Source organism: Streptomyces sp. NBC_00154 (genome assembly GCF_026342835.1).
GTDB lineage: Bacteria > Actinomycetota > Actinomycetes > Streptomycetales > Streptomycetaceae > Streptomyces.
The window spans coordinates 2,628,716-2,654,948 of sequence record NZ_JAPEMI010000001.1; the positions used below are offsets into that span (position 1 = coordinate 2,628,716).

At 70.6% G+C, this 26,233-nt stretch carries 27 protein-coding genes and 1 riboswitch; of the genes, 14 read left to right on the forward strand and 13 right to left on the reverse strand.

Annotated features, from left to right (window positions below):
• Window positions 1-82 precede the first annotated feature (82 nt).
• Window positions 83-790, reverse strand: a complete 708-nt coding sequence (locus tag OHA03_RS11680; protein ID WP_267003406.1) for a copper homeostasis protein CutC — start codon at window positions 788-790, stop codon at window positions 83-85.
• 245 nt (window positions 791-1,035) lie between these two features.
• Between OHA03_RS11680 and OHA03_RS11685 the strand changes: the two genes are divergently transcribed.
• Entirely contained in the window at window positions 1,036-3,318 is a 2,283-nt protein-coding gene (locus OHA03_RS11685) for a cation-translocating P-type ATPase (protein WP_267003408.1), read from the forward strand.
• A 23-nt stretch (window positions 3,319-3,341) separates the two neighbouring features.
• Here the strand turns inward: OHA03_RS11685 and OHA03_RS11690 are convergent, their stop codons facing one another.
• From OHA03_RS11690 to pxpA, 3 genes are all read right to left on the reverse strand, one after another.
• Window positions 3,342-4,202, reverse strand: a complete 861-nt coding sequence (locus OHA03_RS11690) for a biotin-dependent carboxyltransferase family protein (RefSeq protein ID WP_267003410.1) — start codon at window positions 4,200-4,202, stop codon at window positions 3,342-3,344.
• Window positions 4,199-4,837 carry an allophanate hydrolase subunit 1 gene (locus tag OHA03_RS11695; RefSeq protein WP_267008014.1) on the reverse strand — a complete coding sequence of 213 codons (639 nt, stop codon included), beginning with the start codon at window positions 4,835-4,837 and terminating at the stop codon, window positions 4,199-4,201. Before OHA03_RS11695 ends, OHA03_RS11690 begins: the two co-directional genes overlap by 4 nt.
• 140 nt (window positions 4,838-4,977) lie before the next feature.
• Entirely contained in the window at window positions 4,978-5,727 is a 750-nt protein-coding gene (gene pxpA / locus OHA03_RS11700; protein WP_267008015.1) for a LamB/YcsF family protein, read from the reverse strand.
• 174 nt (window positions 5,728-5,901) lie between these two features.
• On the opposite strand from pxpA, the gene OHA03_RS11705 reads away from it, so the two are divergent.
• The 6 genes from OHA03_RS11705 to OHA03_RS11730 all read left to right on the forward strand — a co-directional run bounded on the left by OHA03_RS11705 (window position 5,902) and on the right by OHA03_RS11730 (window position 11,954).
• Window positions 5,902-6,618: a GntR family transcriptional regulator gene (locus OHA03_RS11705; RefSeq protein ID WP_267003412.1), complete on the forward strand. Its 717-nt coding sequence runs from the start codon at window positions 5,902-5,904 to the stop codon at window positions 6,616-6,618.
• A 374-nt stretch (window positions 6,619-6,992) separates the two neighbouring features.
• On the forward strand, window positions 6,993-7,724 hold the full coding sequence (locus tag OHA03_RS11710; RefSeq protein WP_030979511.1) for a DUF969 domain-containing protein: 732 nt from the start codon (window positions 6,993-6,995) through the stop codon (window positions 7,722-7,724).
• Complete coding sequence (locus OHA03_RS11715; RefSeq protein ID WP_267003417.1) at window positions 7,721-8,689, forward strand: DUF979 domain-containing protein; 969 nt, start codon at window positions 7,721-7,723, stop codon at window positions 8,687-8,689. Before OHA03_RS11710 ends, OHA03_RS11715 begins: the two co-directional genes overlap by 4 nt.
• Window positions 8,690-8,782: 93 nt before the next feature.
• On the forward strand, window positions 8,783-9,811 hold the full coding sequence (locus OHA03_RS11720) for a DUF2891 domain-containing protein (protein WP_267003419.1): 1,029 nt from the start codon (window positions 8,783-8,785) through the stop codon (window positions 9,809-9,811).
• Between the two features lie 107 nt (window positions 9,812-9,918).
• Entirely contained in the window at window positions 9,919-10,632 is a 714-nt protein-coding gene (locus OHA03_RS11725) for a hypothetical protein (RefSeq protein WP_267003421.1), read from the forward strand.
• 95 nt (window positions 10,633-10,727) lie between these two features.
• The gene (locus OHA03_RS11730) at window positions 10,728-11,954 is read left to right on the forward strand and encodes a Cmx/CmrA family chloramphenicol efflux MFS transporter (protein ID WP_267003423.1); all 1,227 of its coding nucleotides are present in this window, start codon (window positions 10,728-10,730) and stop codon (window positions 11,952-11,954) included.
• A 28-nt stretch (window positions 11,955-11,982) separates the two neighbouring features.
• On the opposite strand, the gene OHA03_RS11735 is transcribed toward OHA03_RS11730, so the two are convergent.
• Both OHA03_RS11735 and OHA03_RS11740 read right to left on the reverse strand, forming a co-directional pair.
• Window positions 11,983-12,258 (reverse strand): DUF4031 domain-containing protein, encoded by a 276-nt coding sequence (locus OHA03_RS11735; protein WP_093931498.1) that lies wholly within the window; start codon window positions 12,256-12,258, stop codon window positions 11,983-11,985.
• Window positions 12,255-12,623: a hypothetical protein gene (locus OHA03_RS11740; RefSeq protein ID WP_267003429.1), complete on the reverse strand. Its 369-nt coding sequence runs from the start codon at window positions 12,621-12,623 to the stop codon at window positions 12,255-12,257. The genes OHA03_RS11735 and OHA03_RS11740 overlap by 4 nt, the downstream gene beginning before the upstream one ends.
• 134 nt (window positions 12,624-12,757) lie before the next feature.
• On the opposite strand from OHA03_RS11740, the gene OHA03_RS11745 reads away from it, so the two are divergent.
• The 3 genes from OHA03_RS11745 (at window position 12,758) to OHA03_RS11755 (ending at window position 16,313) form a co-directional block, all read left to right on the forward strand.
• The gene (locus OHA03_RS11745) at window positions 12,758-13,678 is read left to right on the forward strand and encodes a MurR/RpiR family transcriptional regulator (RefSeq protein ID WP_267003431.1); all 921 of its coding nucleotides are present in this window, start codon (window positions 12,758-12,760) and stop codon (window positions 13,676-13,678) included.
• Between the two features lie 62 nt (window positions 13,679-13,740).
• Entirely contained in the window at window positions 13,741-14,718 is a 978-nt protein-coding gene (gene murQ, locus OHA03_RS11750) for an N-acetylmuramic acid 6-phosphate etherase (RefSeq protein ID WP_267003433.1), read from the forward strand.
• Between the two features lie 53 nt (window positions 14,719-14,771).
• On the forward strand, window positions 14,772-16,313 hold the full coding sequence (locus OHA03_RS11755; protein ID WP_267003435.1) for a PTS transporter subunit EIIC: 1,542 nt from the start codon (window positions 14,772-14,774) through the stop codon (window positions 16,311-16,313).
• A gap of 53 nt (window positions 16,314-16,366) precedes the next feature.
• On the opposite strand, the gene OHA03_RS11760 is transcribed toward OHA03_RS11755, so the two are convergent.
• The gene (locus OHA03_RS11760; RefSeq protein ID WP_267003437.1) at window positions 16,367-16,600 is read right to left on the reverse strand and encodes a hypothetical protein; all 234 of its coding nucleotides are present in this window, start codon (window positions 16,598-16,600) and stop codon (window positions 16,367-16,369) included.
• Window positions 16,590-16,841, reverse strand: coding sequence for a hypothetical protein (locus OHA03_RS11765; protein WP_267003439.1), 252 nt, complete (start codon window positions 16,839-16,841; stop codon window positions 16,590-16,592). Before OHA03_RS11765 ends, OHA03_RS11760 begins: the two co-directional genes overlap by 11 nt.
• Window positions 16,842-16,954: 113 nt before the next feature.
• On the opposite strand from OHA03_RS11765, the gene OHA03_RS11770 reads away from it, so the two are divergent.
• The 3 genes from OHA03_RS11770 to OHA03_RS11780 all read left to right on the forward strand — a co-directional run bounded on the left by OHA03_RS11770 (window position 16,955) and on the right by OHA03_RS11780 (window position 19,102).
• On the forward strand, window positions 16,955-17,797 hold the full coding sequence (locus OHA03_RS11770; protein ID WP_267003441.1) for a helix-turn-helix transcriptional regulator: 843 nt from the start codon (window positions 16,955-16,957) through the stop codon (window positions 17,795-17,797).
• Complete coding sequence (locus OHA03_RS11775; protein WP_267003443.1) at window positions 17,778-17,987, forward strand: DUF397 domain-containing protein; 210 nt, start codon at window positions 17,778-17,780, stop codon at window positions 17,985-17,987. The genes OHA03_RS11770 and OHA03_RS11775 overlap by 20 nt, the downstream gene beginning before the upstream one ends.
• Window positions 17,988-18,280: 293 nt before the next feature.
• Window positions 18,281-19,102, forward strand: a complete 822-nt coding sequence (locus OHA03_RS11780; RefSeq protein ID WP_267008016.1) for a hypothetical protein — start codon at window positions 18,281-18,283, stop codon at window positions 19,100-19,102.
• Window positions 19,103-19,268: 166 nt separating this feature from the next.
• On the opposite strand, the gene OHA03_RS11785 is transcribed toward OHA03_RS11780, so the two are convergent.
• Window positions 19,269-20,543, reverse strand: a complete 1,275-nt coding sequence (locus OHA03_RS11785; protein ID WP_267003445.1) for an LAETG motif-containing sortase-dependent surface protein — start codon at window positions 20,541-20,543, stop codon at window positions 19,269-19,271.
• A gap of 460 nt (window positions 20,544-21,003) precedes the next feature.
• Between OHA03_RS11785 and OHA03_RS11790 the strand changes: the two genes are divergently transcribed.
• Window positions 21,004-21,672, forward strand: coding sequence for an HAD family acid phosphatase (locus OHA03_RS11790; protein ID WP_267003447.1), 669 nt, complete (start codon window positions 21,004-21,006; stop codon window positions 21,670-21,672).
• 99 nt (window positions 21,673-21,771) lie between these two features.
• Here OHA03_RS11790 and groL read toward each other — a convergent pair whose 3' ends face one another.
• From groL to thrC, 4 genes are all read right to left on the reverse strand, one after another.
• Window positions 21,772-23,394 (reverse strand): chaperonin GroEL, encoded by a 1,623-nt coding sequence (groL, locus tag OHA03_RS11795; protein ID WP_030933074.1) that lies wholly within the window; start codon window positions 23,392-23,394, stop codon window positions 21,772-21,774.
• A gap of 351 nt (window positions 23,395-23,745) precedes the next feature.
• On the reverse strand, window positions 23,746-23,952 hold the full coding sequence (locus tag OHA03_RS11800; protein WP_003967346.1) for a cold-shock protein: 207 nt from the start codon (window positions 23,950-23,952) through the stop codon (window positions 23,746-23,748).
• A gap of 454 nt (window positions 23,953-24,406) precedes the next feature.
• On the reverse strand, window positions 24,407-24,685 hold the full coding sequence (locus OHA03_RS11805) for a MoaD/ThiS family protein (protein ID WP_030933077.1): 279 nt from the start codon (window positions 24,683-24,685) through the stop codon (window positions 24,407-24,409).
• Between the two features lie 58 nt (window positions 24,686-24,743).
• Complete coding sequence (gene thrC, locus OHA03_RS11810) at window positions 24,744-26,045, reverse strand: threonine synthase (protein WP_267003452.1); 1,302 nt, start codon at window positions 26,043-26,045, stop codon at window positions 24,744-24,746.
• Between the two features lie 17 nt (window positions 26,046-26,062).
• A riboswitch (SAM riboswitch) is annotated at window positions 26,063-26,189 on the reverse strand.
• Window positions 26,190-26,233: the final 44 nt, after the last annotated feature.

A 26,233-nucleotide genomic window follows, 5' to 3' on the forward strand; every position in this document is an offset into this window, starting at 1 on the left:
CCGGACGGGCTCGGCTCTCCGGCCCGTCGAGCGGGTGCCCCCATGCCCTCGAGGCCATGGGGGTGGTTGAGGACGGAACCGGTCACCCCGGTGAGCCGCCCTGTCCGTCGAGCCGCGCCCGCCACTCCCGTACCGCTGCCTCGTCCACCGGCGCGTCCCATCCCTTGGGGCGCGCCGCACCCCCGATGTGCACCGCGTCGATGCCCGCGGCCAGCAGCTCCGGCAGGTGTTCGAGCCGCAGCCCGCCCCCCACCAGGATCTGCGGCTCGTAGCCGGGCTCGCCGTTCCGTGCCGCCTCGACGAGCAGCACCGGGATGCCGTCGTCGACGCCCAGCGCCGATCCGGCCGTGAGGTACGTGTCGAGGCCGGGCAGGTCCGCCAGCTGCTTGCGCAGGGCGTCCCGGTCGGTGGCGCGGTCGATCGCACGGTGGAACGTCCAACTGCAGCCGTCCAGCTCGGCGACGAGCCGCTCGACGGCGACGAGGTCCGCGTGGCCCTGCGCATCCAGGAAGCCGAGGACGAATTCATCGGCCCCCTCGGCCCGCAGCTCGCGCGCCTTCCGTACGAGTACGTCGATGTCACCGGCCGCGAACCCGTCCGCCACTCTGAGCATCACCCGCAGCGGAATGTCGACTGCGGCACGGATCTTCGCGAAGGTCGCGCAGGACGGGGTCAGTCCGTCCGCCGCCATGTCGGTGACCAGCTCGAGCCGGTCTGCACCACCCGCCTGGGCAGCGACCGCGTCCTCCGCGTCGAGAGCGATCACCTCCAGGACTGCACGGTTGCTCATGGGACCCCATTCCTCCAGTAAACAGCTATAGGTCTAGTCCAATGGCCAGCCTACGGGTCAGTCGGCTGAAGGTGCAGCTTCCCTGCGGACGTGAAGATACGCGAGGTCAGAGGGGTGCCCGACGGCCGGACACACCCGGGTCCGCGGCTCGGCACCGGATCCACCCTTGCGCTTCATAGGGGTGGGGGGTATACATACATCAGTATCGGATACCCCCTAGGGGTATATACGCCAGGGAGGACACCGTGTCCGCGCACACCGCCGCAACCGGCACCGGCACCACCGCAGAGGTCGAGCTCTCCATCGGCGGCATGACCTGCGCATCCTGCGCGGCCCGCATCGAGAAGAAGCTCAACCGGATGGACGGCGTCACCGCCACCGTCAACTACGCCACCGAGAAGGCCAAAGTCAGCTACCGGGGCGAGGACCTGTCCGTACAGGACCTGATCGCCACCGTCGAGAAGACCGGCTACACGGCGCAGGAGCCCGCGCCTCCGGTACGCACCGAGGAGCCCTCGCCCGCCGCCGAGGACGGGGCCGACGCGCTCCGCCCGCTGCGGCAGCGGCTGCTCACCGCCGTCGTGCTCGCCGTCCCGGTGATCGCGATGTCGATGATCCCGGCGCTGCAGTTCACGTACTGGCAGTGGCTCTCACTGACCCTGACCGCCCCCGTCGTCACCTACGCCGCCTGGCCGTTCCACCGCGCCGCCTGGACCAACGCCCGGCACGGCGCGGCGACGATGGACACACTGATCTCCGTCGGCACATCGGCCGCGTTCCTGTGGTCCGTGTGGGCGCTGTTCTTCGGCATGGCCGGAATGCCCGGCATGACGCACCCCTTCGAGCTGACCATCGGCCGCAGCGACGGCGCCGGGAACATCTATCTGGAGGCCGCGGCCGGAGTCACCGCGTTCATCCTGGCCGGCCGCTGGTTCGAGGCCCGCTCCAAGCGGAAGGCCGGTGCGGCGCTCAAGGCGCTCCTGGAGTTGGGTGCCAAGGAGGTCACCGTGCTGAGGGACGGTCGCGAGGTGACCGTGCCGACGGCTGAGCTGCAGGTCGGGGACCGGTTCCTGGTCCGTCCCGGCGAGAAGATCGCCACCGACGGCACCGTCGTCGAGGGCGCCTCCGCGGTGGACGCGTCGATGCTCACCGGCGAGTCCGTTCCGGTCGAGGTGGGGGTCGGTGACGCCGTCACCGGTGCCACGCTCAACGCGGGCGGCCGTCTCGTCGTGCGCGCCACCCGGGTCGGCGCCGACACCCAGCTGGCACGGATGGCCAGGCTCGTGGAGGACGCGCAGAACGGCAAGGCGGCGGCCCAGCGCCTCGCCGACCGGATCTCGGCGGTCTTCGTCCCGGTCGTCCTGCTGATCGCGCTGGTCACCCTGGTCGTCTGGCTGCTACTCACGGACGACGTCACGGCCGCGTTCACCGCCGCCGTCGCCGTACTGATCATCGCCTGCCCGTGCGCACTCGGCCTCGCCACACCCACCGCCCTCATGGTCGGCACGGGGCGCGGCGCACAGCTCGGCATCCTGATCAAGGGGCCCGAGGTCCTGGAGACCACACGCCGCGTCGACACGATCGTCCTCGACAAGACCGGCACGGTCACAACCGGCCGGATGACACTGCTGGACGTCCACATGGCGGCGGACACCGCGGACGAGGCGCAGCTGCTGCGGCTGGCCGGCGCCCTGGAGCACGCCTCCGAACACCCCATCGCCCAGGCGGTCGCCGCCGGCGCCCGCGAGCGGACCGGGGCCGCCCTGCCCGCCGTCCAGGACTTCGCCAATCTCGCGGGGCTCGGCGTCCAGGGTGTTGTCGAGGGCCACGCCGTCCTCGTCGGCCGGGAGCAACTGCTCGCCGAGTGGGAGATCCACCTGCCTGAGGAGCTGGCCCGCAAGAAGGCGGCGGCGGAAGCGGCCGGACGGACGGCCGTCGCGGTGGCCTGGGACGGCGAGGCGCGGGCGGTCCTGGAGGTCGCGGACGCGGTGAAGGAGACCAGCGCGGAGGCGATCGCACGGCTGCGGGCCCTCGGTCTGACACCGATCCTCCTCACCGGGGACAACCGGGCGGTGGCGGAGGCGGTCGCGGCGGAGGTCGGGATCGACCGGGACGACGTGTACGCGCAGGTCATGCCCGAGGACAAGGTCGATGTCGTCAAGCGGCTGCAGGCCCGGGGCCGTTCGGTCGCGATGGTCGGCGACGGCGTCAACGACGCGGCGGCACTGGCCCAGGCGGACCTGGGCCTGGCGATGGGCACGGGCACGGACGCGGCGATCGAGGCCGGCGACCTGACCCTGGTCCGCGGGGACCTGCGGGCGGCGGCGGACGCGATCCGGCTGTCGCGCAAGACGCTGGGGACGATCCGTACGAACCTGTTCTGGGCGTTCGCGTACAACGTGGCGGCGCTGCCGCTGGCCGCGGCGGGGCTGCTGAACCCGATGATCGCGGGGGCGGCGATGGCGTTCTCGTCGGTGTTCGTGGTGGGCAACTCGTTGCGGCTCCGGGGGTTCCGCGCGGTGGCGTAGGACCGGCCCGACGGGGCCGGTGGTCAGCCCGCGCTCACGAACCGCACCCGGGTGCCCGGCACCGCCTGTGCCGCCCCCGCGAGTGCGGTCTCGTCCACGACCCCGACGACCGGATAGCCCCCGGTCGTCGGATGGTCGTTGAGGAACACCACCGGGCGGCCGTCCGGCGGCACCTGAATGGCGCCGAGCACCATCCCCTCACTGGGCAGTTCGCCCTCGTGGGCGCGCGTCAGGGCCGGGCCCTCCGTGCGCAGGCCGATCCGGTTGCTGTGCGGCGAGACCCGGTACGTGGCCGTGGTGAGCGTGCGCAGCGCCTGATCCGTGAACCAGGTGTGGCGGGGGCCGAGGCGTACGGGGAGAACGAGCTCGGCGGGCGCGCCCGGCCAGGGCACGGCGTCGGGGGCCGCGGGCCGCGACGCCCCGTGTCCCAGCGGCAGTACGTCGCCGTCGCGCAGCGGCGCCGGGCCGAGCCCGGAGAGCAGGTCCGCGGACCTGCTGCCCAGCACCGGTTCCGGCAGCAGGCCGCCCCCGAACGCCAGATAGCTGCGCAGCCCCTGCACCGCGGGCCCCGCGTCGAGCACCGCGCCCGCCGGTACGTGCACGGGTGTCCCCCAGGCCACGGGCCGCCCGTCGACCGTGACCCGGCAGGGCGCACCGCCGACGACGGCGACCACGGGCCGGTCCGGGCGGACCGCGCAGCCGGTGGCGGTCGTCTCCAACAGCGCCGCGTCCGCAGGGTTTCCGGCCAGCCGGTTGGCGAGGCGGCGGGAGGGGGCGTCCAGGGCGCCGGCGCGCGGCACCCCGAGGTGCGCCCAGCCGATACGGCCCGCGTCCTGAACGGTGGTCAGGGCTCCGGCCCTGACCACCTCGATGGCACCGGTCATGGCCGCACCTCCGCCGCGACAAAGCGCACCCGTGCCCCGGGGCTCAGCAGGGCGGCCGGTTCGCGGGCCGGGTTCCACAGTTCGCCCGGCTCGGGCATCCGCCCGATGATCTGCCAGCCGCCGGGCGACGGGCGTGGGTAGACCCCGGTGTAGGCCCCCGCGAGGGCCAGCGCACCGGCCGGAACCCTGGTGCGCGGAGTCGCGCGGCGCGGCAGGTGCAGGTGCTCGGGGAGGCCGGTGAGGTAGCCGAAGCCGGGGGCGAACCCGCAGAAGGCCACGCGGAATTCGGTCCCGGCGTGGATGCGGGGCACCTCGGTGACGGTGACGCCCCAGGCCGCCGCGACGTCGGCGAGGTCCGGGCCGTCGTAGACGACGGGGATCTCGACGGCTTCCCCGGTGTCGCGCCGCAGCGGCGGTATCTCCCAGGAGACAAGTTCCCGGGCGAGCCGCGCGCTGCCGTCCGGGATGCGGTCCGCGATGCCGTCGAGCAGGACGGTCCGGGCACCGGGCACGATCTCGCGTACGGCAGGCAGTTCGCCGCGTGCGCGACGCCGCAGCAGTTCGGCGTGAAAGGCCTCGGCGTGCTCACCGGAGGACAGCTCGACGAGCAGCGCTCCGGAGCCGGCGGGAAGAATGCGGATGCCGGCCGGGGCGCCCGCCTCGCGGGACGGGCGGGTACTCGTCCCCCGCGACGCGGACGTACGCGCGTCGCGCGACTGTCCCGTGAGGACGCTCCGCTCGGCCGTGACCTCACGCGCGGCGCCGGTGCCCGCGCTCATGCGAATGCCCGCACGGCCACGCCCGCTTGTTCGAGCGCCGCTCTGATCCTGCGTGCCAGCGCCGCCGCGCCCGGGGTGTCGCCGTGCACGCAGAGCGAGCGTGCCGCGACCGGTATCCGGCTGCCGTCCGCGCCGGTGACGCCCCGGTCCACCGCCATCCCGACACTGCGGCGTACGACTTCGTCCTCGTCGTGCAGCACCGCGCCGGGCTCGCTCCGCGGGACCAGCGTGCCCTGCGGGGTGTACGCGCGGTCGGCGAAGGCCTCCTCGACGGAAGTGAGACCCGCGGCCCTGGCGTGGGCGAGCAGGCGCGACCCGGGGAGCCCGAGGACCGCCAGGTCCCCGCCGGCCAGCCCGACGCCCTCGACCACGGCTGCCGCCTGGTCGTCGTCCCAGACGGCACGGTTGTAGAGGGCGCCGTGCGGTTTGACGTACGCGACCGTGGAGCCGGCCGCTTCGGCGAAGACCCGCAGGGCGCCGATCTGGTAGGCGATCTCGGCGGTGAGTTCGGCGGGTGGCACATCCATGGAGCGACGCCCGAAGCCGGCCAGATCGCGGTAGGCGACCTGGGCACCGATCCGGACGCCTCTGGCGGCCGCGATGTCGCAGACCCGCCGCATCACGGAGGCGTCGCCCGCGTGGAACCCGCAGGCCACATTGGCGCTGGTGACGCAATCGAGCAGCGCGTCGTCATCGGTGAGGGTCCAGTGCCCGAACCCTTCGCCGAGATCCGCGTTGAGATCCATCGGGTTCGTCGGGCTCGCCGGGTTCGTCGGGTTCGTCAGATCCATCACGGGCGCACGCTAGCGATTGTTCAACAATCTGACAAGACCCGGCTTGGGGAGTGAGACACCCGTACGGTTCACTGGGCACAGAGTGCGCACCGGACGACGCGCACGGCAACAGGCGGAGGACGGGCCATGGCGGGGAATGCGGGCGGCCGGACTTCTCCGGATCTCTCGGAACTGGCGGCGGACAGTGCCTCCCTGGCCCGGTCCGGCACCGCCGAGCGGGTCGCCGCCATCCTGCGGGACCGGATCATGGAAGGCTACTTCCCGCCGGGCAGCCGGCTCTCCGAGGAGAGCATCAGCGGCGCCCTCGCCGTGTCCCGGAACACCTTGCGCGAGGCCTTCCGCCTGCTGTCGCACGAACGCCTCCTGGAACACCGGCTCAACAAGGGCGTCTTCGTCCGCGTCCTCGCCGTCGACGACCTGGTGGACATCTACCGGGTCCGGCTGCTCGTCGAGTGCGCCGCCCTGCGGACGCTGGGCGAGCCGCCGTACGACCTGACGGCCGTCGAGGCCGCCGTGTCGACGGGCGAGCAGGCGGCGCTCGCCAACGACTGGCCGGTCTGCTCGACCGCCAACATCCGCTTCCACCAGGCCCTGGCCGGCCTCGCGAACAGCCCCCGCACGGACGAGCTGATGCGCAACGTCCTCGCCGAACTGCGGCTGGCCTTCCATGTGATGGCCGACCCGCGCCGGTTCCACGAGCCCTACCTCACCCGGAACAGGGAGATCGCGGACAGACTCGCCGAGGGCGACGCGGCGGGCGCCGAGCGGATGCTGGCCTTCTACCTGGAGGACTCACGGCGCCAGCTGGCGGAGGCGTACGCGGAGCGCCTGACCGCGCGATAGCCCCACCCGGGCACCCGCCGCGCGGCAACCCCACTCGGTACGGCCCGGCGTTTCACCCCGCGCCGGGCCGTGTCACGCATGGAACGTTCCACAATCCGTGCGATCCCCCGAACCCCGCCCGTCGCACCACGCGCCGGACTCTCTCCGGGCGAAACCACAGATCAGGGCCAAAGCGCACCATCTTTCGCCCGCGTCGGCCGAACCGGGCACCATCCGCTCCGGCCGCACCACGGCCCCACCTCACGCTTTGCTATCCATGTAGCCCACACCCTTGTGGGTTTGTTGAACAATCGCTTAATGTCTCGCGCACTACCCCGTCTGATCAGGACCGTGCAGGCATGCCTGCACGTCCATGCGCGGAAGAAGGCCGACGCGTGATCGTTCTCCTCGGCGTGCTCGTGGTGATCCTCGGATTCGCCACCCGCCGCAATCCCCTCCTTGTGGTGGGTGTCGCAGGCATCGTCACAGGGCTGCTCGGCAAGCTCTCCCCGCAGGAGGTGCTGGCCACATTCGGCAACAGCTTCGCCTCCGCGCGCTCCGTGACCGTCTTCGTCATCACCCTGCCCGTCATCGGGCTTCTCGAGCGGTACGGACTCCAGGAGCAGGCCCGTACTCTCATCGGCAAGCTGGGCAGGCTGACCACCGGCCGCTTCCTGGCGCTCTACCTGCTGATACGGCAGCTCACCGCCTCCGTCGGCCTCACCAGCATCGGCGGCCCCGCGCAGAGTGTGCGGCCGCTGATCGCCCCGATGGCCGAGGCCGCCGCCGAGGCCAAGGCGGGTCGTCCGCTGCCGCAAAAGCTGCGCGAGAAGGTCCGCTCGCACGCGTCAGGCGCCGACACCATCGGGGTGTTCTTCGGCGAGGACTGCTTCATCGCCATCGGATCGATCCTGCTGATCACCGGCTTCGTGAACTCCACGTACGACCAGCACCTCGAACCCCTGCATCTGGCCCTGTGGGCGATCCCCTCCGCGATCTGCGCCTTCCTGATCCACGGGGCCCGCCTGCTCAACCTGGACCGGCAGCTGGAGCGCGAACTCGCCGTCGCCGCCGCCGAGAACGACCTGACGACGCACGCCGGGCTCCGGACGGAGGACGCCAAGTGATCAAGTCCGAGTACTTCTTCTGGCTGGTCGGCGCGGTGTTCCTCGTCATGGCCGCGCAGATGGTCATGGACCGCAGCAACCCCAAGCGCTTCGGTTCGGCCGGTTTCTGGGGTCTGCTCGGCGCCGCGTTCTTCTACTCCACCGGAGTCGTCGACAAGTCCCTCCCCGCCGAACCGCTGGGTGTCGCCGTCCTGATCCTGATCGTCCTGGGCGGCTGCGGTCTCACCGGCAAGGGCGCATCACACACTCCTTCCCGCGAGAAGCGCGCAGCCTCGGCCGCCCGCCTCGGCAACAAGCTGTTCCTTCCGGCTCTCACCATCCCCGTCGTCGCGATGGTCTGCGCGACGCTCGTGAAGAACTGGAAGATCGGTGGCGAACCGGTCCTGGAGCCGGGGTACGAGACCATCCTGGGTCTCGGCGTCGGCGCCATCGCCGCGCTGATCGTAGGCATGGTGCTGTTGCGCGAGCGCAGGATCTCCGTGCCGCTGCACTCCGGTCGCAACATGCTGGAATCGATGGGCTGGGCGCTGATCCTGCCTCAGCTGCTCGCAGTCCTCGGCTCGATCTTCCAGTCCGCCGGTGTCGGTGAGCAGGTCGGAAGGATCAGTGAGGCGGTGCTGCCGGACGGTCAGAAGTTCGTGGCCGTGGCCGTCTACTGCTGCGGCATGGCGCTGTTCACCATCGTCATGGGCAATGCCTTCGCCGCGTTCCCGGTGATGACCGCCGCGATCGGCTGGCCCGTCCTCATCGAGCAGATGAACGGCAACGCGCCCGCGATCCTCGCGATCGGCATGCTCTGCGGCTTCTGCGGCACCCTCGTCACCCCGATGGCCGCCAACTTCAACCTGGTTCCCGCCGCTCTGCTCGAACTCAAGGACCAGTACGGCCCGATCAAGGCGCAACTCCCCACGGCAGCGGCCCTGCTGGTCTGCAACGTCGCGATCATGGCCCTCTTCGCCTTCTGACCCGGACCGCCCCTCACCCCAGCCGCCCCTGACCCCCTGGCCCGAGCCGCCCCTTGACCCGAGCCGCTCGCCCACCTCCTTGGAGTGACCCCGATGTCCCCCGCGCTCCCTGCCGCGTACGCCGTCCCCTTCACGGAACTGGCCCTCGCCAACGTCGTACGCGAGTACCCCAACGCCCCTGCCCACCTGTACGCCGGCCCCGAGGAGCTGGTCGCGCCCCGCACCCTGCACCCCGCCTTCTACGGGGGGTACGACTGGCATTCCACCGTGCACATGCACTGGCTTCTCGTCCGCCTGCTGCGCCGCTTCTCCGCCACCGGCGACCTCCCGGCCACGGTCACCACCCGTGTCCACGAGGTACTGAACTCCCACCTCACCCCGGAGAACCTCGCCTTCGAGGCGGCGTATCTCCGCAAGCGCCCGCACTTCGAACGCCCCTACGGCTGGGCGTGGCTGGTGGCGCTGGCGGCGGAGTGCCGCGCGCTCGCCACCCCCGAGGGCGACCGCTGGGCCGACGCTCTCGCCCCCGCCGTGGAGACGGTCGGCGAACTCCTCACCGGCTGGCTGCCCAAGGCGACGTACCCGATCAGGCACGGAATCCACCCCAACAGCGCCTTCGGCCTGGGCATGGTTCTGGACGCGGGCGAGCGCGCCGGTCTGTCCCGCCCGGTGCTCGACGCGGTGGCGGAACGGCTGCGCACCTGGTTCGCCGAGGACCACGACGCCCCCGCCCACTGGGAGCCGTCCGGGCAGGACTTCCTCTCCCCCGCCCTGACCGAGGCGGACGCGATGCGCCGGGTGCTGCCCGTCGCGGAGTTCCGGACCTGGCTGGCCGGGTTCCTGCCCGGGCTGACGGACTCTCCGCTGCTCACCCCGCCCGTGGTCTCCGACCACTCGGACCCGCAGATCGGCCACCTCCTGGGCCTCACCATGAGCCGGGCAGCGGCCCTCCGTACGATCGCCGACGCGCTGGGCGAGGGCCCCGCCCACACCGCTCTGACCGCTTCGGCCGAGGCTCATCTCGCCGTCGGCCTGCCGTCGGTCTCCTCCGGCGACTTCAGCACGGACCACTGGCTGGCCACCTTCGCCGCACTGGCCCTGGACACCCCGCCCGGCCACTGACCGGTCCGGCACACCGCACAACGACCGGGGCGGCCCTCGACGGGCCGCCCCGGTCCCGGCCGTGCGGCCCGGTCCTCCGGCGGCCGACCGGCCCTTAGGGTCGTCCCATGACCGACAGCTCGCGCGAAAGCAGTGCCTCCGCGGCCGCCCACGAGGCGGGCAGCGTCCACGAGGCGGGAACTGCCGCCGACGTCCTCCGTGGCCGCTGGCACGCGGCTCTCGTCGCCGTCCGGGGCGGCGCCCCCACTCCCGATCCGCGCCCCTACGCCGACAACTTCCTTGCCCGTTGGGCCGAACCGCAGCGCCGCTACCACACCACGGCCCATCTGACGGCGGTCCTCGACCGCATCGACACACTGGCCGGCCACGCCGCCGACCCGGACGCCGTCCGCCTCGCCGCGTGGTTCCACGACGCGGTGTACCGCCCGGACCGCTCCGAGAACGAGGAGCGCAGCGCCGCCCTGGCCGAGCGCGCCCTGCCCGAGGCCGGTGTCCCGGACGACATCACCGCCGAAGTGGCGCGGCTGGTCCGGCTCACCGTCACTCACGACCCGGCGGCCGGCGACACCAACGGCGAGGTGCTGTGCGACGCGGACCTGGCGATCCTGGCGGCCGCCCCCAAGGAGTACGCGGAGTACGCGGCGCAGGTACGGGAGGAGTACGGCTTCGTCCCCGACGACGCGTTCCGGGACGGCCGGGCGGCCGTACTGCGTCAGCTGCTGGGGCTGCCGAGACTGTTCCGTACGCCGCACGGGATCGCGGAGTGGGAGCCGCGTGCCCGGCAGAACCTGCTCACGGAGCTCGAGCTGCTCACCCGTTGAGACAGTCGGCACGATCCGCCGATACGGGAATGTAACGGACTGCATCGTCGTTGGCACCTGTCATGCCCGACTCTGCCGTTCGTCATCGCACCCGTATGCCCTTGGCCGTATACATTTTGGGGCTCTCGGTTTTCGCCCTCGGTACGAGCGAGTTCATGCTCTCCGGTCTGCTGCCGCCGATCGCCGACGACATGAATGTGTCCATCCCCCGGGCCGGGCTCCTGATATCCGCCTTCGCCATCGGCATGGTGATCGGTGCACCCCTGCTCGCCGTGGCCACGCTCCGGCTGCCGCGCCGGACCACCCTGATCACGCTGATCTCGGTCTTCGGCCTCGGGCAGGTCGCGGGTGCGCTTGCTCCGACGTACGAGGTGCTCTTCGCGTCCCGTGTGGTGAGCGCCTTCGCGTGCGCCGGGTTCTGGGCCGTCGGTGCGGCGGTCGCCATCGCGATGGTGCCGGTGAACGCGCGGGCCAGAGCGATGGCCGTGATGATCGGCGGGCTGTCGATCGCGAACGTCCTCGGCGTACCGCTGGGGGCGTTCCTCGGTGAGAACCTCGGCTGGCGGTCGGCGTTCTGGGCGGTCGGTGCGGCGTCGGCGGTGGCTCTGGCCGGTGTGGCGACGCTGATCCCACGTATCCCGCTCCCTGCGGAGAAGCCGCAGCTCAAGCGGGAGATGTCCATCTACCGTGACCGTCAGGCGTGGCTGTCGATCATGGTCACGGCGCTGGCGGCGGGCGGGGTCTTCTGCGCGTTCAGCTATCTCGCGCCGCTGCTGACGGATGTCGCCGGGCTGGACTCGGGCTGGGTGCCGACGGTCCTCGCGCTGTTCGGGGTCGGTGCGCTGATCGGCACGACGATCGGCGGCCGGGTCGCGGACGCGCACCTCTTCGGGGTGCTGATGAGCGGCATCGCGGCGTCGACGGTCTTCCTGGTCGCGCTGGCGCTGTTCGCCTCGAACCAGGTCGCCGCGGTCGGGCTCGCGTTCCTGCTGGGCCTGTCGGCGTTCTACACGGCCCCGGCACTGAACGCCCGGATGTTCAACATCGCGGGCGCGGCCCCGACCCTGGCGGGTGCGACGACGACTGCCGCGTTCAATCTGGGCAACACGGGCGGCCCCTGGCTGGGCGGCACGGTGATCGACGCGGACTTCGGGTTCGCGGCGACGGCCTGGGCGGGCGCGGCGATGACGGTGCTGGCGCTGGTGGGGGTGGTGTGCTCACTGCGGCTGCAGGGCGGGGGCAGGTCGCGCCGGGTGACCGGTTCGCCCGCGGCGGCGGCTTCGCCGGAGGCGTCCGTGGAAGCGCCTGCCCCGGCGGTGTGACCCCGGCGGCCGCGTCGGCCGCATCCGTTCAGCTGCCGGGAGCCGGGCGTCCCTTGGGGCGTCGCAGCCCCGCGTCCGTCAGCCGGCGCACCAGTTCCTTGGAGCCGATCTCGCGGGCCCCGGCCCGCACCGCGTCCGCGTACCGGGTCTCCGGTACGTCGTAGTGGTCGCGCTCGAAGGCCTTCGGCGGGCAGCCGATCGAGGCGGCGAAGGCGTGCAGCTCCTCGAACGAGACATCGCTCACCAGGTGCGACCAGAGGCGTCCGTGACCCGGCCAGTCCGGCGGGTCGATATAGACCGTCACCGACGCAGCACCCCGCTCAGCGCGCCGACGCGCGCCACCATCACGGTCGCCTTGGTGCATACCCAGCGCGGGTCCGGCCCCAGTTCGGGTTCGACGTCGAGGGCGTGCGGGTCGCCGGCGTCGCAGACCGGGCAGAGCGGCCACCGGCCGTAACGCTCCAGCAGCGCGTCCTGGACGTCCTGGGCGACCAGTCCGACCAGGTACTCCATACCGTCCGGCCACTGTTCGACCCACCAGCGCCGGTGCGTCACCGCGTCCTCGACGAGGGAGACGATTTCGGCCTCGGCGACGTCGCCGGCTGCGAGATCGGCCATCACCAGCGCGCGGGCGGTATGCAGCGCCTGCTCCAGGCGGTTCAACTCCATGGAGTCATTCTCACCCCGCATCCAACCGGCCCTCGCCGTAAGACGGCCTTCGTCACAGACAGATTCTCGGTACCGCCAGAGGTCGGGACCAAAGAGGGGTTGACGGGTCGCAGGGTTGAAAATATCTTTCAAACGTGACCAATGACCTGAAGGAAAGTTTCAGCGGTGATTCTCCGCCCGCACCGGCCGCCCTCGCGGCCAAGGTGCGGACGCTCGCGCCGTCCATGACCCGCTCCATGCAGCGGGTCGCCGAAGCCGTCGCCGGTGACCCCGCCGGCTGCGCCGCCCTGACGGTCACCGGTCTCGCCGAGCTCACCGGCACCAGCGAGGCGACCGTGGTCCGCACGGCCCGCCTCCTCGGCTACCCCGGCTACCGTGATCTGCGCCTCGCCCTGGCCGGGCTCGCCGCCCACCAGCAGTCCGGCCGCGCCCCCGCTGTCACGGCGGACATAGCGGTCGACGACCCGATCGCCGATGTGGTCGCCAAGCTCGCCTTCGACGAGCAGCAGACCCTCGCCGACACGGCCGCCGGGCTCGACACGGTACAGCTCGGCGCCGCCGTCGCCGCCGCGTCGACCGCCCGCCGGATCGACATCTACGGCGTCGGCGCCTCCTCCCTCGTCGCCCAGGACCTGGGGCAGAAGCTGCTCCGGATCGGCCTGATCGCGCACGCCCACATGGACCCGCACCTGGCTGTGACCAACGCCGTGCAGCTCCGCTCCGGCGATGTGGCGATCGCGATCACCCACTCCGGCTCCACGGTCGATGTGATCGAACCGCTCCGGGTGGCCTTCGACCAGGGGGCGACGACGATCGCGATCACCGGCCGCCCCGACGGCCCGGTGACGCAGTACGCGGACCACGTGCTGACGACCTCCACCGCCCGCGAGAGCGAACTGCGCCCCGCCGCGATGTCGAGCCGTACGAGCCAGCTGCTCGTCGTGGACTGTCTGTTCATAGGCGTCGCCCAGCGGACGTACGAGACGGCCGCCCCGGCGCTGGCCGCCTCCTACGAGGCGCTCGCCCACCGACATACCCCTCGCAGCACCCGCTGACCACAACGCCGTACCCGCTGAACCGCACGAGACACGAGATCGAGAAAGCAGAGCCGCTGTCCATGACCTCCACCACCGACGCCAACGCCGCGACGCCCGGCCGGGACTCCGAGTACGGGGAGCTGCGCGCCGAGCTCGCCACCCTCACCACCGAGGCGTTCCGGCCCGAGCTCGCCGAGATCGACCGGCTGGACACGCTGGAGATTGCCCGGATCATGAACGGCGAGGACCGGACCGTCCCGACCGCCGTCGCCGCCCGGCTGCCCGAGATCGCAGCGGCGATCGACGGAACGGCCGCCCGCATGGCCCGTGGCGGCCGGCTGATCTACGCGGGCGCGGGCACCCCGGGCCGGCTCGGCATCCTGGACGCCAGCGAGTGCCCGCCCACGTTCAACACCGACCCGTCCGAGGTCATCGGCCTGATCGCGGGCGGACCGTCCGCGATCATCACGGCCGTCGAGGGCGCCGAGGACAGCAAGGAGCTGGCCGCCGCCGACCTCGACGCCCTGGACCTCACCCTCGACGACACGGTGGTCGGCATCTCCGCCTCCGGCCGTACGCCGTACGCGATCGGGGCCGTCGAGCACGCCCGCGCCAAGGGCGCGCTGACCATCGGCCTGTCCTGCAACGCGGACTCGGCGCTCGGCGCCGCGGCCGAGCACCCCGTCGAGATCGTCGTCGGTCCCGAGCTGCTCACCGGCTCGACCCGGCTGAAGGCCGGTACGGCGCAGAAGCTCGTCCTCAACATGCTGTCCACGATCACGATGATCCGGCTCGGCAAGACGTACGGAAACCTGATGGTCGACGTCCGCGCCTCCAACGAGAAGCTGCGCGCCCGCTCCCGCCGGATCGTCGCCCTCGCCACCGGCGCCTCCGACGAGGAGATCGAGGCCGCGCTCGCCGCCACCGACGGCGAGGTGAAGAACGCGATCCTCACCATCCTCGGCCAGGTCGACGGTCCCACCGCCGCCACACTCCTGTCCGCGTCCGACGGCCACCTCCGTGCCGCCCTCGCGGCCGCACCACGCACCACCACCTGACCCCATCCGGGGAACCGCTCCGACACCCCCCGCACAGCAAGGCACCACGCACCATGGCTACAGAAGACAAGAACCGCGCCACTGCCGCCGCGATCCTTCCGCTCGTCGGTGGCGCCGCGAACGTCAGCTCCGTCGTCCACTGCATGACCCGGCTCCGGCTGGGCCTGCACGACCGCTCGCTCGTCGACGACGAGGCCCTCAAGGCGCTCCCCGCCGTCATGGGTGTGGTCGAGGACGACACGTACCAGATCGTCCTCGGCCCGGGCACCGTCGCCCGGGTCACCCCGGAGTTCGAACAGCTGGTGCGGGAGGCCCGCGAAGCCGCTCCCGAACCGGCCACCGCGGCCGAGCCGGCCACTACCACCACCACTACCACCGCGGCCGAACTCGCCGCCCAGGGCGCCGCGATCAAGGCGGCGCGGAAGGCGAAGAACGCCACCCCGTTCAAGCTCTTCCTCCGGAAGATCGCGAACATCTTCGTCCCGCTGATCCCGGCCCTCATCGGCTGCGGCATCATCGCCGGTCTCAACGGCCTGCTGAAGAACCTGGGCTGGCTGACGTCGGTGACGCCCGCGCTCGGCGCAATGGCGTCCGGCTTCATGGCGCTGATCGCCGTCTTCGTCGGCTACAACACGGCCAAGGAGTTCGGCGGCACGCCGATCCTCGGCGGTGCGGTCGCCGCGATCATCGTCTTCCCCGGCGTCGCGGACATCGAGGCCTTCGGCCAGAAGCTCTCCCCCGGCCAGGGCGGTGTGCTGGGCGCGCTCGGCGCGGCGGTCCTCGCGGTGTACGTGGAGAAGTGGTGCCGCCGCTGGGTCCCGGAGGCACTGGACGTCCTGGTCACCCCGACGCTGACGGTGCTGATCTCCGGCCTCGTGACGATCTTCGGCCTGATGTACGTGGCCGGTGAGGTCTCCACCGCGATCGGCGACTTCGCCAACTGGCTGCTGTCCAACGGCGGTGCGGGCGCGGGCCTGGTCCTCGGCGGCTTCTTCCTCCCCCTGGTCATGCTGGGCCTGCACCAGGCGCTGATCCCGATCCACACCACTCTGATCGAGCAGCAGGGCTACACGGTCCTCCTCCCGATCCTCGCCATGGCGGGTGCGGGCCAGGTCGGCGCGGCCCTCGCGGTCTACCTCCGTCTCCCCCGCAACGAGTCGATCCGCAGGACGATCAAGTCGGCTCTCCCCGCCGGTCTGCTGGGCGTGGGCGAGCCCCTGATCTACGGTGTCTCGCTCCCCCTCGGCCGCCCGTTCATCACGGCCTGCGTGGGCGGTGCGTTCGGTGGGGCGTTCGTCGGCTTCTTCAACCAGCTCGGCAGCGCGGTCGGCTCCACGGCGATCGGCCCGTCCGGCTGGGCCCTGTTCCCGCTCCTCGACGGCAACCACGGCCTGGGCACGACGATCGCGATCTACGCGGGCGGCCTGCTGGTCGGCTACCTGGCGGGCTTCGTCGCCACGTACTTCTTCGGCTTCAGCAAGGACCTGCTGGCGGAGTTCAACGTGTCGCAGGAGCCGGCGGTCTCGGCGGTCGCCGCAACCGGCGGCCCGACCGCCCCGGTCACCGACCCGGCACCGGAGCCGGCCCGCGCCTGATCCCGTGACGCAACGGAGGGCGGCACCCGTGCGGGTGCCGCCCTCCGTGTGTCTCACGGCAGCCGCCCCTCCCGGTTGACCTCCCTGACCCTGGCCCGCAGCGCATCCCCGGGCGAGGCCGGCTGCACGGACTCCGGTGGGCAGTCCCACTCGGCCCCTCCTCCCGGCGGCCGCAGCTGCACGTACGGTCCGACGCACCCCATCACGCGCCCCACTCGCCCGTCCCGCGAGTCCACCGCGTACGTCCCGGGCTCCGGCGTACACGGTTCGAGTCCCTCACCCGTCATGACCGGCCTCCCCGTCACACTTCTTCTCCAGAACGGCGCTCAGCTGCAGCGCCGTGTCGATGTTGCAGCGCCCCAGATCCACCAGCGGCGCGGGCTCGTTCCCCGAGCACGACACCGGATCGATCCGCAACGACGGCAGCGTGAGCCCCACGCCCTTCAACCCCTGTCTCAGCGTCTCCACCGCGTCCTCCGCCTCCTGCGCTCTTCCGGCGGCAACCCGTCGTCGCTCCGTACTGGTCATCCTGCACACCTTCCACGCTCGGTAATCGCAATGCCTACCCAGCGTGTCCGACGCCCGACTAGCCTGGAAGTGCCGCAGGTCCAACAACCGCAGGTGTGTCACAGGGAGTTGCCATGCCGGGCCCCAAGAAACTCGACCCGTCCTCCTCGCCCCGCGCCCTCCTCGGCGCCGAACTCCGCCACCGGAGGGACAGCGCCGGCCTCTCACAGGAAGAACTCGGACTCCCGCTCTTCGTCAGCGGCTCGTTCATCGGCCAACTGGAGTCCGGTACGCGCCGGATGCAGTTGGACCAGGCCCAGAAGTTCGACGAGATCCTGACGACGGACGGGTTCTTCGTACGGAACTGCGTCGCCCTGAAGAAGTCGAAGTACCCGGACCACTTCGCGGAGGCGGCGGAGGCGGAGGCCGTCGCGAGGACCATCAAGGAGTACGCGCCGCAGCTGATCCCCGGGCTGTTGCAGACGGAGGCGTACGCACGGGCGGTGTTCCGCGCATACCAGCCGACAGCTCCGGAGAACGTGATCGACGATCTGGTCGCGGCGAGGCTGGAGCGGGCGCACCTGCTGTCCGATCCAACAACCCCCTTGGTTTGGTCGGTTCTGGACGAGGCGGCGTTACGTCGGGAGGCCGGCGGACCGGCAGTGATGGCAGAGGCGCTCAACCACATCCTGAAGCTGACACGCGATCACCGGATCATCGTGCAGGTACTGCCGTTCAACGCCGGCGCACACATGGCCATGGAAGGACCGCTCAAGCTGATGTCCTTCGATGACGCGCCCCCGCTCGCCTACCTTCAGGGCCTGGGCACAGGGAAGTTGCACGACGATCCCGCAACCGTCAGGCACTACGAACTGACCTACGATCTGGTGGCGGCCAGCGCATTGTCACCGGAAGCGTCCCTGGCCCTGATCGAGTCGGTGGCGGAGGATCACGCCCATGAAGCTCAGCAGTTCTGACTACGACCTGGCCGCAGCAACCTGGCGCAAGTCCTCGTACAGCGGCGGAAGCGGTGGCGACTGCCTGGAGGTCGCCGACGGCCACCCCGGCGTCGTCCCCGTCCGCGACTCAAAGGCCCCGGACGGCCCGGCGCTCGTCTTCCGTACGGCGGCGTGGTCGTCCTTCGTCACGGATCTCAAGCGCAACTGAGGCCCGGAGCTCAAGCCCCGTACTCCGAGCGCTCTTTTCGAGGAAGGGGTGGAGGGCTTCAACCCACCCACCCTCCCCAGCAGGCAAGTTCACTTTTCGTGACCGGCTTGCCACGCACGGTGCGGACGCTCTAGCGTTCCGAATAACGAACGACCCCTGCCGGTGCGGGAACACCGAACAGGGGTCTGACCAACGAGATCGAAACAGGCGATCAAATGGCTGACAGCCAGCTTAGTGCTGCCCCGCGCGCACCGCACGTACCCCCGCACAGCCCGCACACACCGCCGCACCCGATGGCCAACCCGGGCTACGGCAAGCGGTCCGCGTCCGGCCAACGGCCCCGTACCGCAAACGACTTCGCGCGCCTTCCGCCGCGTGAGGCCGCCGTCGCCGCCTATGTCGACCGGCTGCCGGACGGCGCCGACATCTCCGTGAAGACGCTGGCCAAGGTGTTGCCGTACGGGCAGTGCGCACTGCGGACCGCGCTGAACAACCTCCAGCGGGCCGGGCATCTGCGCCGGGGCAGCGAGCACGTCATCGGCTCGGGCAGCGCACGCTGGGTGACGCGTACGTTCTTCTCCCGCACGCCTCGCGACGACGGCTGGTGGGCTGCGTTCACCAGGGGCGACGTACCGCCGGAAGAACGGCGGCCGGCCCGTTCCCGGGCATTCGTCCTGCTGGCCGCGCTCGGCCGTACCGCACCCGCGCTGAGCCTGTCGTCGACGGACTGCACGGCGCTGGAGCCGTACGTCACAGCGTGGTTCGACCGGGGCGCCACCGAGGTACAGCTGCTGCACGCACTGACCGACGGGTTGCCGGTCCCGGTGCATCACGCGGCGGCACTGGTCCGCAGCCGCCTGACCACCAAAATGCCACCCGAACGGGCCGCTCCGCCCACCCCATCCGCCGCGCTGCGGGTCCTGGAGTGCGCGAAATGCGGCACACCGGGCCGGGCGCAGACGCTGCCCGGCGGCGAGTGCGGGCCATGCCGAGGTGAGCAGGCCTCCGTACCGCCGGACAGCCGCGGGATCCCGGCCGACGGGGTCCGCGACCGGATGGCCGAGGTGCGGGCCGCGATGGTCCCCCGCCCCAACAGGCAGGGCGTAATCACGTGACGCTGCGGCCGCGACTCCGGACTCCGGGCCCGCAGGCGTCGGTCTGCAGGTGGCTGCGCGCCGGGGCGGCCGTGTCACCGCAGCGGGCCCGACACCGCTCGGTGTCGGGCCCGCTGGACGGTCAACGCGTGGGCCGGGGTGCCTGGTCGGCACCCCGCCTCATGTGTCAGGCGTGGGAGCCGGCCTTGCGACGGCGTACGACGAACACCGCGCCCGCGCCGATCGCCAGGGCCGCGCCGCTCGCGAGGGCGAGCTGCGACGTCGCGGAGGACGAGCCCGTGGCGGCGAGGGTGCCGCTCACGGGACTGGCCGACGCGCCGCTCTGCGGCTCGAGGTCCGAGGTGGCGGGTTCGGTCGTGCTCGGCTTGGCGTCGTCGACCTTGCCGGGCTTGCTGCCCGCGGCAGCGATCAGGAACTCGTAGCCCTCGAGGTCCGGGTTCCCGCCGCAGGTTCCGTTGTCGTTGAAGTAGTCACCGGCGACGAAGGTGACGCCGTTGCCCGCGGGGGCCGAGGCGTCGACCGTGAGGCGCATCTTGACGTCGGCGTGGGCGCCCGCCTTCAGCGGGCTGATGGCGTCCATGTAGTGCTCGTTGTCGACGGTCTTCCACGTCGAGGACGAGGCGGACGACCACTGCAGGTGCACCAGGTCGTCGATGTCCTTGAGCCCGCTCTTGTCGGTCGCGTGGACGTAGGCGAACGGAAGTACCTCGTCCATCGTCTTGTCGGTGCCGTTGGTCACCCGGAGATTGAAGTTGACCTTCGTGCCGGCGACGACTGTGGACGGCAGACCCGTGACGACCGTGGTGAGCTTGGCCTCGGGGACGCAGTCCTCGCCGCCCTCGCCCGCCTCCTCCTTCGCCTTGGCCAGCGCCTCGTCGGCGGCGGTCTTGTCAGCGAGCGCCGCCTCGGTGGCCTTCTGCGCCTGGTCCAGCGTGCGGGTTGCGGCGACCCGCTCGTCGTCACGCGCGTCCAGGGCTTCCACGACCTTGGCATCGGCGGCGGTCTTGGCATCGGCGGCGGCTGCGGCGGCGGCTTCCGCCTCGGTGAGAGTCGTCGCCGCCGCGGTCTTCTCCTCCTCGGTCGCTGTCTCCGGGAGGGCGTCGACCGCCGCCTTGGCGTCGACGACCGCCTGGTCGGCGTCGGTCTTCGCGGTGGCGGCGTCGGCCGCCGCGGCCTCGGCGGCCTTGGCTGCCACGGCCAGGGGAGCGGTGTCGGACAGGACCGCTTCAAGAGCCGCGTAGGCGGCGCTCTGGGCCTCTACGGCGTCGTCGTACGCCTCCTGCGCTGCGGCGGCGGCCTTTTCCAGCTCCGCGATGGACGGCTTCTCCTGCGTCTGCGCTGCCGGCTTGTCGTCGGCGAACGCGGGGGTGACCGACAGCAGGAGGACAGGCGTGGTCACTGCGGCGGCAACAGCTGTGGCAAGAATCCGGCGAATCTTCACAAGAGCCCTTCGGAGTCCGAGAAAGAGAAGAAGGGGTCGCAGCGGAATGGGACACGCAATGCGACTTGAGGCGATCGTATGCCCGGGGCAACGATCGACCGTCACGAGTCTTTCACCCGTTCCGATCAACGCCACAACACCGGGAGAGACAGAAGAGACGAAAGGGCGTAGTTGCTTTCGCCGTCTGCACTTTCGCTGTGAGGAATGCCACATAGCCCTGGACGCGTCGTTCCACGCCTCTCCGGCCCGCCCCACCCGGCGAGCGCCTGCACCTTCGCGCAGGCGACCCCGCCGCCGCCACTGAGCTCACAACCTGGAGGGCCGGCAGGAGAGTTGGGGCGTTGGTGCGTCCATTTCATGGTGCGTCCATGAAAAGTTTCCTACCGGCCAGTAGACATGAGACCCGGCCTCACCGAGGGTTGGGCGCGTGCATGTCAACCTCGACACAGGAGGCACCCTCATGAGCCGAAGCCGTACCCGGTCCGCCCGTACGGCGGGCGTCGCCGCCGCGGCCGCCGTTCTCGCCCTCGTCGCGCCCGCCACAGCCGCCCAGGCCGCCCCCGTGTCGTCGCCCACCGCCGGGGCCACCACCGCGTCCTGGGCCCCCGGCGGCAATGCCGCCGTCCTGGGCATCGACTACGACACCTGGCAGCGTGATGTCGCCGCGGTCATCGACGTGGCCCGCCCCTACGTCCAACAGCGCATCGCGCAGACCCCCGCGGGCCAGAAACCGGCGATCGTCCTCGACATCGACAACTCGTCGCTGGAGACGGACTTCCACTACTTCTGGACGTTCCCGACCCCCGCGATCGCCAAGGTCCGCGATCTGGTCCGGTACGCCGACTCCCAAGGCGTCGCCATCTTCTTCGTCACCGCCCGCCCGGGCATCATCGCCTCGCTGACGCAGCACAACCTCACCGCGGTCGGCTACCCGGTGACCGGTCTCTACGTCCGCGACCTGCCCGACCTCTTCGACGAAGTCAGCACGTACAAGACCGCCAAGCGCGCCGAGATCGAGGCCCGGGGCTACACGATCATCGCCAACATCGGCAACAACGACAGCGACCTGGTCGGCGGCCACGCGGAGCGGACGTTCAAGCTCCCGGACTACGACGGCAAGCTCTCCTGACCGCTGACCGGCCGTCACCGCCGCGGACATGGCATCGGCCCCCGGGACCAGTACAGGTCCCGGGGGCCGATGTGCGACCAAACTACTGATCCGTCAGGATCAGAAGTCCATGTCACCGCCCGGCATGCCGCCCGGAGCGGCCGCAGAGGCCTTCTCCGGCTTGTCGGCGATGACGGCCTCGGTGGTCAGGAACAGCGCGGCGATCGACGCGGCGTTCTGCAGAGCGGAGCGCGTGACCTTCGCCGGGTCGAGAATGCCCTCGGCGATCATGTCGACGTACTCGCCGGTCGCGGCGTTCAGACCGTGACCGATCGGCAGGTTGCGCACCTTCTCGACGACGACGCCACCCTCGAGACCACCGTTGACGGCGATCTGCTTGAGCGGGGCCTCCAGCGCCAGCTTGACGGCGTTGGCACCGGTCGCCTCGTCACCCGAGAGCTCCAGCTTCTCGAAGACGGCGGAGGCCTGCAGCAGCGCCACGCCACCACCGGCGACGATGCCCTCCTCGACGGCCGCCTTCGCGTTGCGAACGGCGTCCTCGATGCGGTGCTTGCGCTCCTTGAGCTCGACCTCGGTGGCGGCACCGGCCTTGATGACGGCCACGCCGCCGGCCAGCTTCGCCAGGCGCTCCTGGAGCTTCTCGCGGTCGTAGTCCGAGTCGGAGTTCTCGATCTCGGCACGGATCTGGTTGACGCGACCCTGAACCTGGTCGCTGTCACCGGCACCGTCGACGATCGTGGTCTCGTCCTTGGTGATGACGACCTTGCGGGCGCGGCCCAGCAGGTCCAGGCCGGCGTTCTCGAGCTTGAGACCGACCTCCTCGGAGATGACCGTGCCACCGGTGAGGATGGCGATGTCGCCGAGCATGGCCTTGCGGCGGTCACCGAAGCCCGGGGCCTTGACGGCAACGGACTTGAAGGTGCCACGGATCTTGTTGACGACCAGGGTCGACAGGGCCTCGCCCTCGACGTCCTCGGCGATGATCAGCAGTGCCTTGCCGGACTGCATGACCTTCTCCAGCAGCGGAAGGAGGTCCTTCACGTTGCTGACCTTGGAGTTGACGATCAGGATGTACGGGTCGTCCAGGGACGACTCCATGCGCTCCATGTCGGTGGCGAAGTACGCCGAGATGTAGCCCTTGTCGAAGCGCATACCCTCGGTGAGCTCCAGCTCCAGACCGAAGGTCTGGGACTCCTCGACGGTGATGACGCCTTCCTTGCCGACCTTGTCCATCGCCTCGGCGATGAGCTCGCCGATCTGGGTGTCGGCGGCGGAGATGGAGGCCGTCGAAGCGATCTGCTCCTTGGTCTCCACGTCCTTGGCCTGCTCCAGCAGAGCGGCGGAGACGGCCTCGACGGCCTTCTCGATGCCCCGCTTGAGGGCCATCGGGTTTGCACCCGCGGCTACGTTGCGAAGGCCCTCACGGACGAGCGCCTGGGCGAGAACGGTGGCGGTGGTCGTACCGTCGCCGGCGACGTCGTCCGTCTTCTTGGCGACTTCCTTGACCAGCTCTGCGCCGATCTTCTCGTACGGGTCCTCGAGCTCGATCTCCTTGGCGATGGAAACACCATCGTTGGTGATCGTGGGCGCGCCCCACTTCTTCTCGAGGACGACGTTGCGGCCCTTGGGGCCAAGGGTGACCTTGACGGCGTCGGCGAGCTGGTTCATCCCGCGCTCGAGACCGCGCCGTGCCTCCTCGTCGAACGCGATGATCTTGGCCATGTGAAGTGGTCCTCCCGGACAGGGGTGGATTTCTCCGGACCGAGTGGCGCCCGCGACGGACGGCCTGCCTGCCCGGTGGTTCCTTGCCCCACCAAGCCTGCGGGCCTCACCGGCCCGGTCCAAGTTCTGTCACTCTCACCTGGAGAGTGCTAACGCAATGATTAGCACTCGACCCCCACGAGTGCAAGCGCCCCCGGCGGTCGTGGACAACGTGCGGACCGGGCGACGGCGCGCGGGATGCCGCGGGCATGCCACGCGGGGCGACGGTCGGCATCACGCGTGAAGGGCCCGTCCCCCTGGGGGTACGGACCCTTCATGCGTGAGTGGTGTCGTTGGCCGACCGCGCCGAGCTCAGCCGACGGCGAGCTTGACCATGTCCGCCTGCGGCCCCTTCTGGCCCTGCGAGATCTCGAATTCAACTCGCTGACCCTCTTCGAGGGTGCGGTACCCGTCCATCTGGATCGCGCTGTAGTGGACGAAAACATCCGCACCACCGTCGACCGCGATGAAGCCGTACCCCTTCTCCGCGTTGAACCACTTGACGGTGCCCTGAGCCATGCCTAACTCCCCTATTACTGGCCCTTGCACAGGACCGCACTTCGCGGGCCCGGGTCAGAACTCACCCTCCGACAGGAGAGGGTGCGTGCGCCGGAACGCGTCGACCGCGGCCGAATGTATCTGCCCAACTGCCCTCTGCAACAGGTCAATCAGACGAGAATTCTGGGCAGCACCGAACGCCCGAATATGCGGAATTTATGCGATTCCAGGGCAACTCGGGCCGGGCAAAGGCCACTTATGGCGCAAGGAGTTCGAACACTTTGGCTGCATCTTGTCGCGGGCGGACGCATTCTCATATGCGGTCGGCACGGGCAGCGGAGGGGACTTCCCAACTGTACCGCGCTTAACCATGCAGAATTGCCCCCTCCGCTTACCTCGCAGAGGGGGCAATTCCGGTGACGCTGTGAAGTCGGCCGCGGGGCCTACGGAGAGTCCGTGCCTGGGCGACGGAAGGTCAGCAGCCGCCCGCGACGGCCGGGATGATCGAGATGCCGGCGCCGTCCGGGGTGGCCGCCTCCAGGCCGCCCTCGAAGCGCACGTCGTCGTCGTTGACGTACACGTTCACGAACCGGCGCAGCTTGCCCTGGTCGTCCAGGACACGCGCGGCGATGCCCGGGTGGTTCTGCTCCAGCGACTCGATCACCTGGGAGAGGGTCGCGCCCTCGGCCGGGACCTCGGCCTGACCGCCCGTGTAGGTGCGCAGGATGGTGGGGATACGGACCTTGACGCTCATGTGGGTGCCTTCCTTGCGTCTCGGGTGGACGTCACGGGTGGACGTCCCGGTGGTCGGGTCAGCTGCGGGCCAGGCCGGCGTCGCGGAACGCGTCGAGGCTGGGCCGGATGGTCGCCGTCGGACCGGTGGTCGGGGCCACCGCGTCCAGCGTCTTCAGACCGTCACCGGTGTTGAGGACGACGGTGGTGAGCGTCGGGTCCAGCAGGCCGGCCTCGATCAGCTTCTTCGTCACGCCGACCGTCACCCCGCCCGCCGTCTCCGCGAAGATGCCCTCGGTGCGCGCCAGCAACTTGATCGCGTCGACGACCTGCTCGTCGTCGACGTCCTCGACGGCGCCGCCGGTCCGGCGGGCGATGTCCAGGACGTACGGGCCGTCGGCCGGGTTGCCGATCGCCAGCGACTTGGCGATCGTGTTCGGCTTCTGGGGGCGCACGACGTCGTGACCGGCCTTGAAGGCGGTGGAGACCGGGGAGCAGCCCTCGGCCTGGGCGCCGAAGATCTTGTACGGCTTGTCCTCGACGAGACCGAGCTTGATCAGCTCCTGCAGACCCTTGTCGATCTTCGTGAGCTGCGAGCCGGACGCGATCGGGATGACGAGCTGGTCGGGCAGCCGCCAGCCGAGCTGCTCGCAGATCTCGTACGCGAGCGTCTTGGAGCCCTCGCCGTAGTACGGGCGCAGGTTGACGTTGACGAAGCCCCAGCCCTCGCCGAGCGGGTCACCGATGAGCTCCGAGCAGAAGCGGTTGACGTCGTCGTAGTTGCCCTCGATGCCGACCAGTTCACCGCCGTACACCGCAGCCATGACGACCTTGCCCTGCTCCAGGTCGTGCGGAATGAACACGCAGGACCGCAGGCCGGCCCGGGCGGCGGCCGCGCCCACGGCGCCGGCGAGGTTGCCGGTGGAGGAGCAGGAGAGAGTGGTGAAACCGAAGGCGCGGGCGGCCTCGACGGCGATCGCGACGACGCGGTCCTTGAAGGAGTGCGTCGGGTTGCCGGAGTCGTCCTTGACGTACAGGCCGCCGGTGACGCCCAGTTCGCGGGCGAGGTTGTCTGCCTTGACCAGCTTGGTGAAGCCGGGGTTGATGTTGGGCTTGTCCGCGACATCGGCGGGGACCGGCAGCAGCGGCGCGTAACGCCAGATGTTGTTCGGCCCGGCCTCGATGCGCTTCTTCAGCTCGTCCGGGGAGCCGCTCGGCAGGTCGTACGCCACTTCGAGCGGCCCGAAACAGATCGCGCAGGCGAAAATGGGACCGAGCTCGAAACGCTCTCCGCACTCGCGGCAGGAAAGTGCCGCGGCGGGACCGAGGTCGACAGCTTCGGCGGAAGAATTGGTGCTCACTGCAACGGTCTGCGTAGCCATGATGGCGAGGCCCTTTCTCCTCATCTTCCTCGCGACGCATTTCGCCACGAGACGGAATTGGCACCTTCCCCACCTGACCTCGCGGTCGGCAGGAGGGTTGCCGGGACTTCAACGGGCCGTTCCCTCAGTCCCTCTGGATGAGCGCTGTGGCACTGGATCATCGATCCAGGCGTTTATCGGCGGAGGAC

Coding starts and splice junctions, on each gene's coding strand:
- OHA03_RS11680 (WP_267003406.1), bottom strand. CDS start 790: ATGAGCAACCGTGCAGTCCTGGAGGTGATCGCTCTCGACGCGGAGGAC.
- OHA03_RS11690 (WP_267003410.1), bottom strand. CDS start 4,202: ATGACCGGTGCCATCGAGGTGGTCAGGGCCGGAGCCCTGACCACCGTT.
- pxpA (WP_267008015.1), bottom strand. CDS start 5,727: ATGGATCTCAACGCGGATCTCGGCGAAGGGTTCGGGCACTGGACCCTC.
- OHA03_RS11705 (WP_267003412.1), top strand. CDS start 5,902: ATGGCGGGGAATGCGGGCGGCCGGACTTCTCCGGATCTCTCGGAACTG.
- OHA03_RS11720 (WP_267003419.1), top strand. CDS start 8,783: ATGTCCCCCGCGCTCCCTGCCGCGTACGCCGTCCCCTTCACGGAACTG.
- OHA03_RS11725 (WP_267003421.1), top strand. CDS start 9,919: ATGACCGACAGCTCGCGCGAAAGCAGTGCCTCCGCGGCCGCCCACGAG.
- OHA03_RS11730 (WP_267003423.1), top strand. CDS start 10,728: ATGCCCTTGGCCGTATACATTTTGGGGCTCTCGGTTTTCGCCCTCGGT.
- OHA03_RS11740 (WP_267003429.1), bottom strand. CDS start 12,623: ATGGAGTTGAACCGCCTGGAGCAGGCGCTGCATACCGCCCGCGCGCTG.
- murQ (WP_267003433.1), top strand. CDS start 13,741: ATGACCTCCACCACCGACGCCAACGCCGCGACGCCCGGCCGGGACTCC.
- OHA03_RS11755 (WP_267003435.1), top strand. CDS start 14,772: ATGGCTACAGAAGACAAGAACCGCGCCACTGCCGCCGCGATCCTTCCG.
- OHA03_RS11760 (WP_267003437.1), bottom strand. CDS start 16,600: ATGACGGGTGAGGGACTCGAACCGTGTACGCCGGAGCCCGGGACGTAC.
- OHA03_RS11765 (WP_267003439.1), bottom strand. CDS start 16,841: ATGACCAGTACGGAGCGACGACGGGTTGCCGCCGGAAGAGCGCAGGAG.
- OHA03_RS11770 (WP_267003441.1), top strand. CDS start 16,955: ATGCCGGGCCCCAAGAAACTCGACCCGTCCTCCTCGCCCCGCGCCCTC.
- OHA03_RS11775 (WP_267003443.1), top strand. CDS start 17,778: ATGAAGCTCAGCAGTTCTGACTACGACCTGGCCGCAGCAACCTGGCGC.
- OHA03_RS11780 (WP_267008016.1), top strand. CDS start 18,281: ATGGCCAACCCGGGCTACGGCAAGCGGTCCGCGTCCGGCCAACGGCCC.
- OHA03_RS11790 (WP_267003447.1), top strand. CDS start 21,004: ATGAGCCGAAGCCGTACCCGGTCCGCCCGTACGGCGGGCGTCGCCGCC.
- groL (WP_030933074.1), bottom strand. CDS start 23,394: ATGGCCAAGATCATCGCGTTCGACGAGGAGGCACGGCGCGGTCTCGAG.
- OHA03_RS11800 (WP_003967346.1), bottom strand. CDS start 23,952: ATGGCTCAGGGCACCGTCAAGTGGTTCAACGCGGAGAAGGGGTACGGC.
- OHA03_RS11805 (WP_030933077.1), bottom strand. CDS start 24,685: ATGAGCGTCAAGGTCCGTATCCCCACCATCCTGCGCACCTACACGGGC.
- thrC (WP_267003452.1), bottom strand. CDS start 26,045: ATGGCTACGCAGACCGTTGCAGTGAGCACCAATTCTTCCGCCGAAGCT.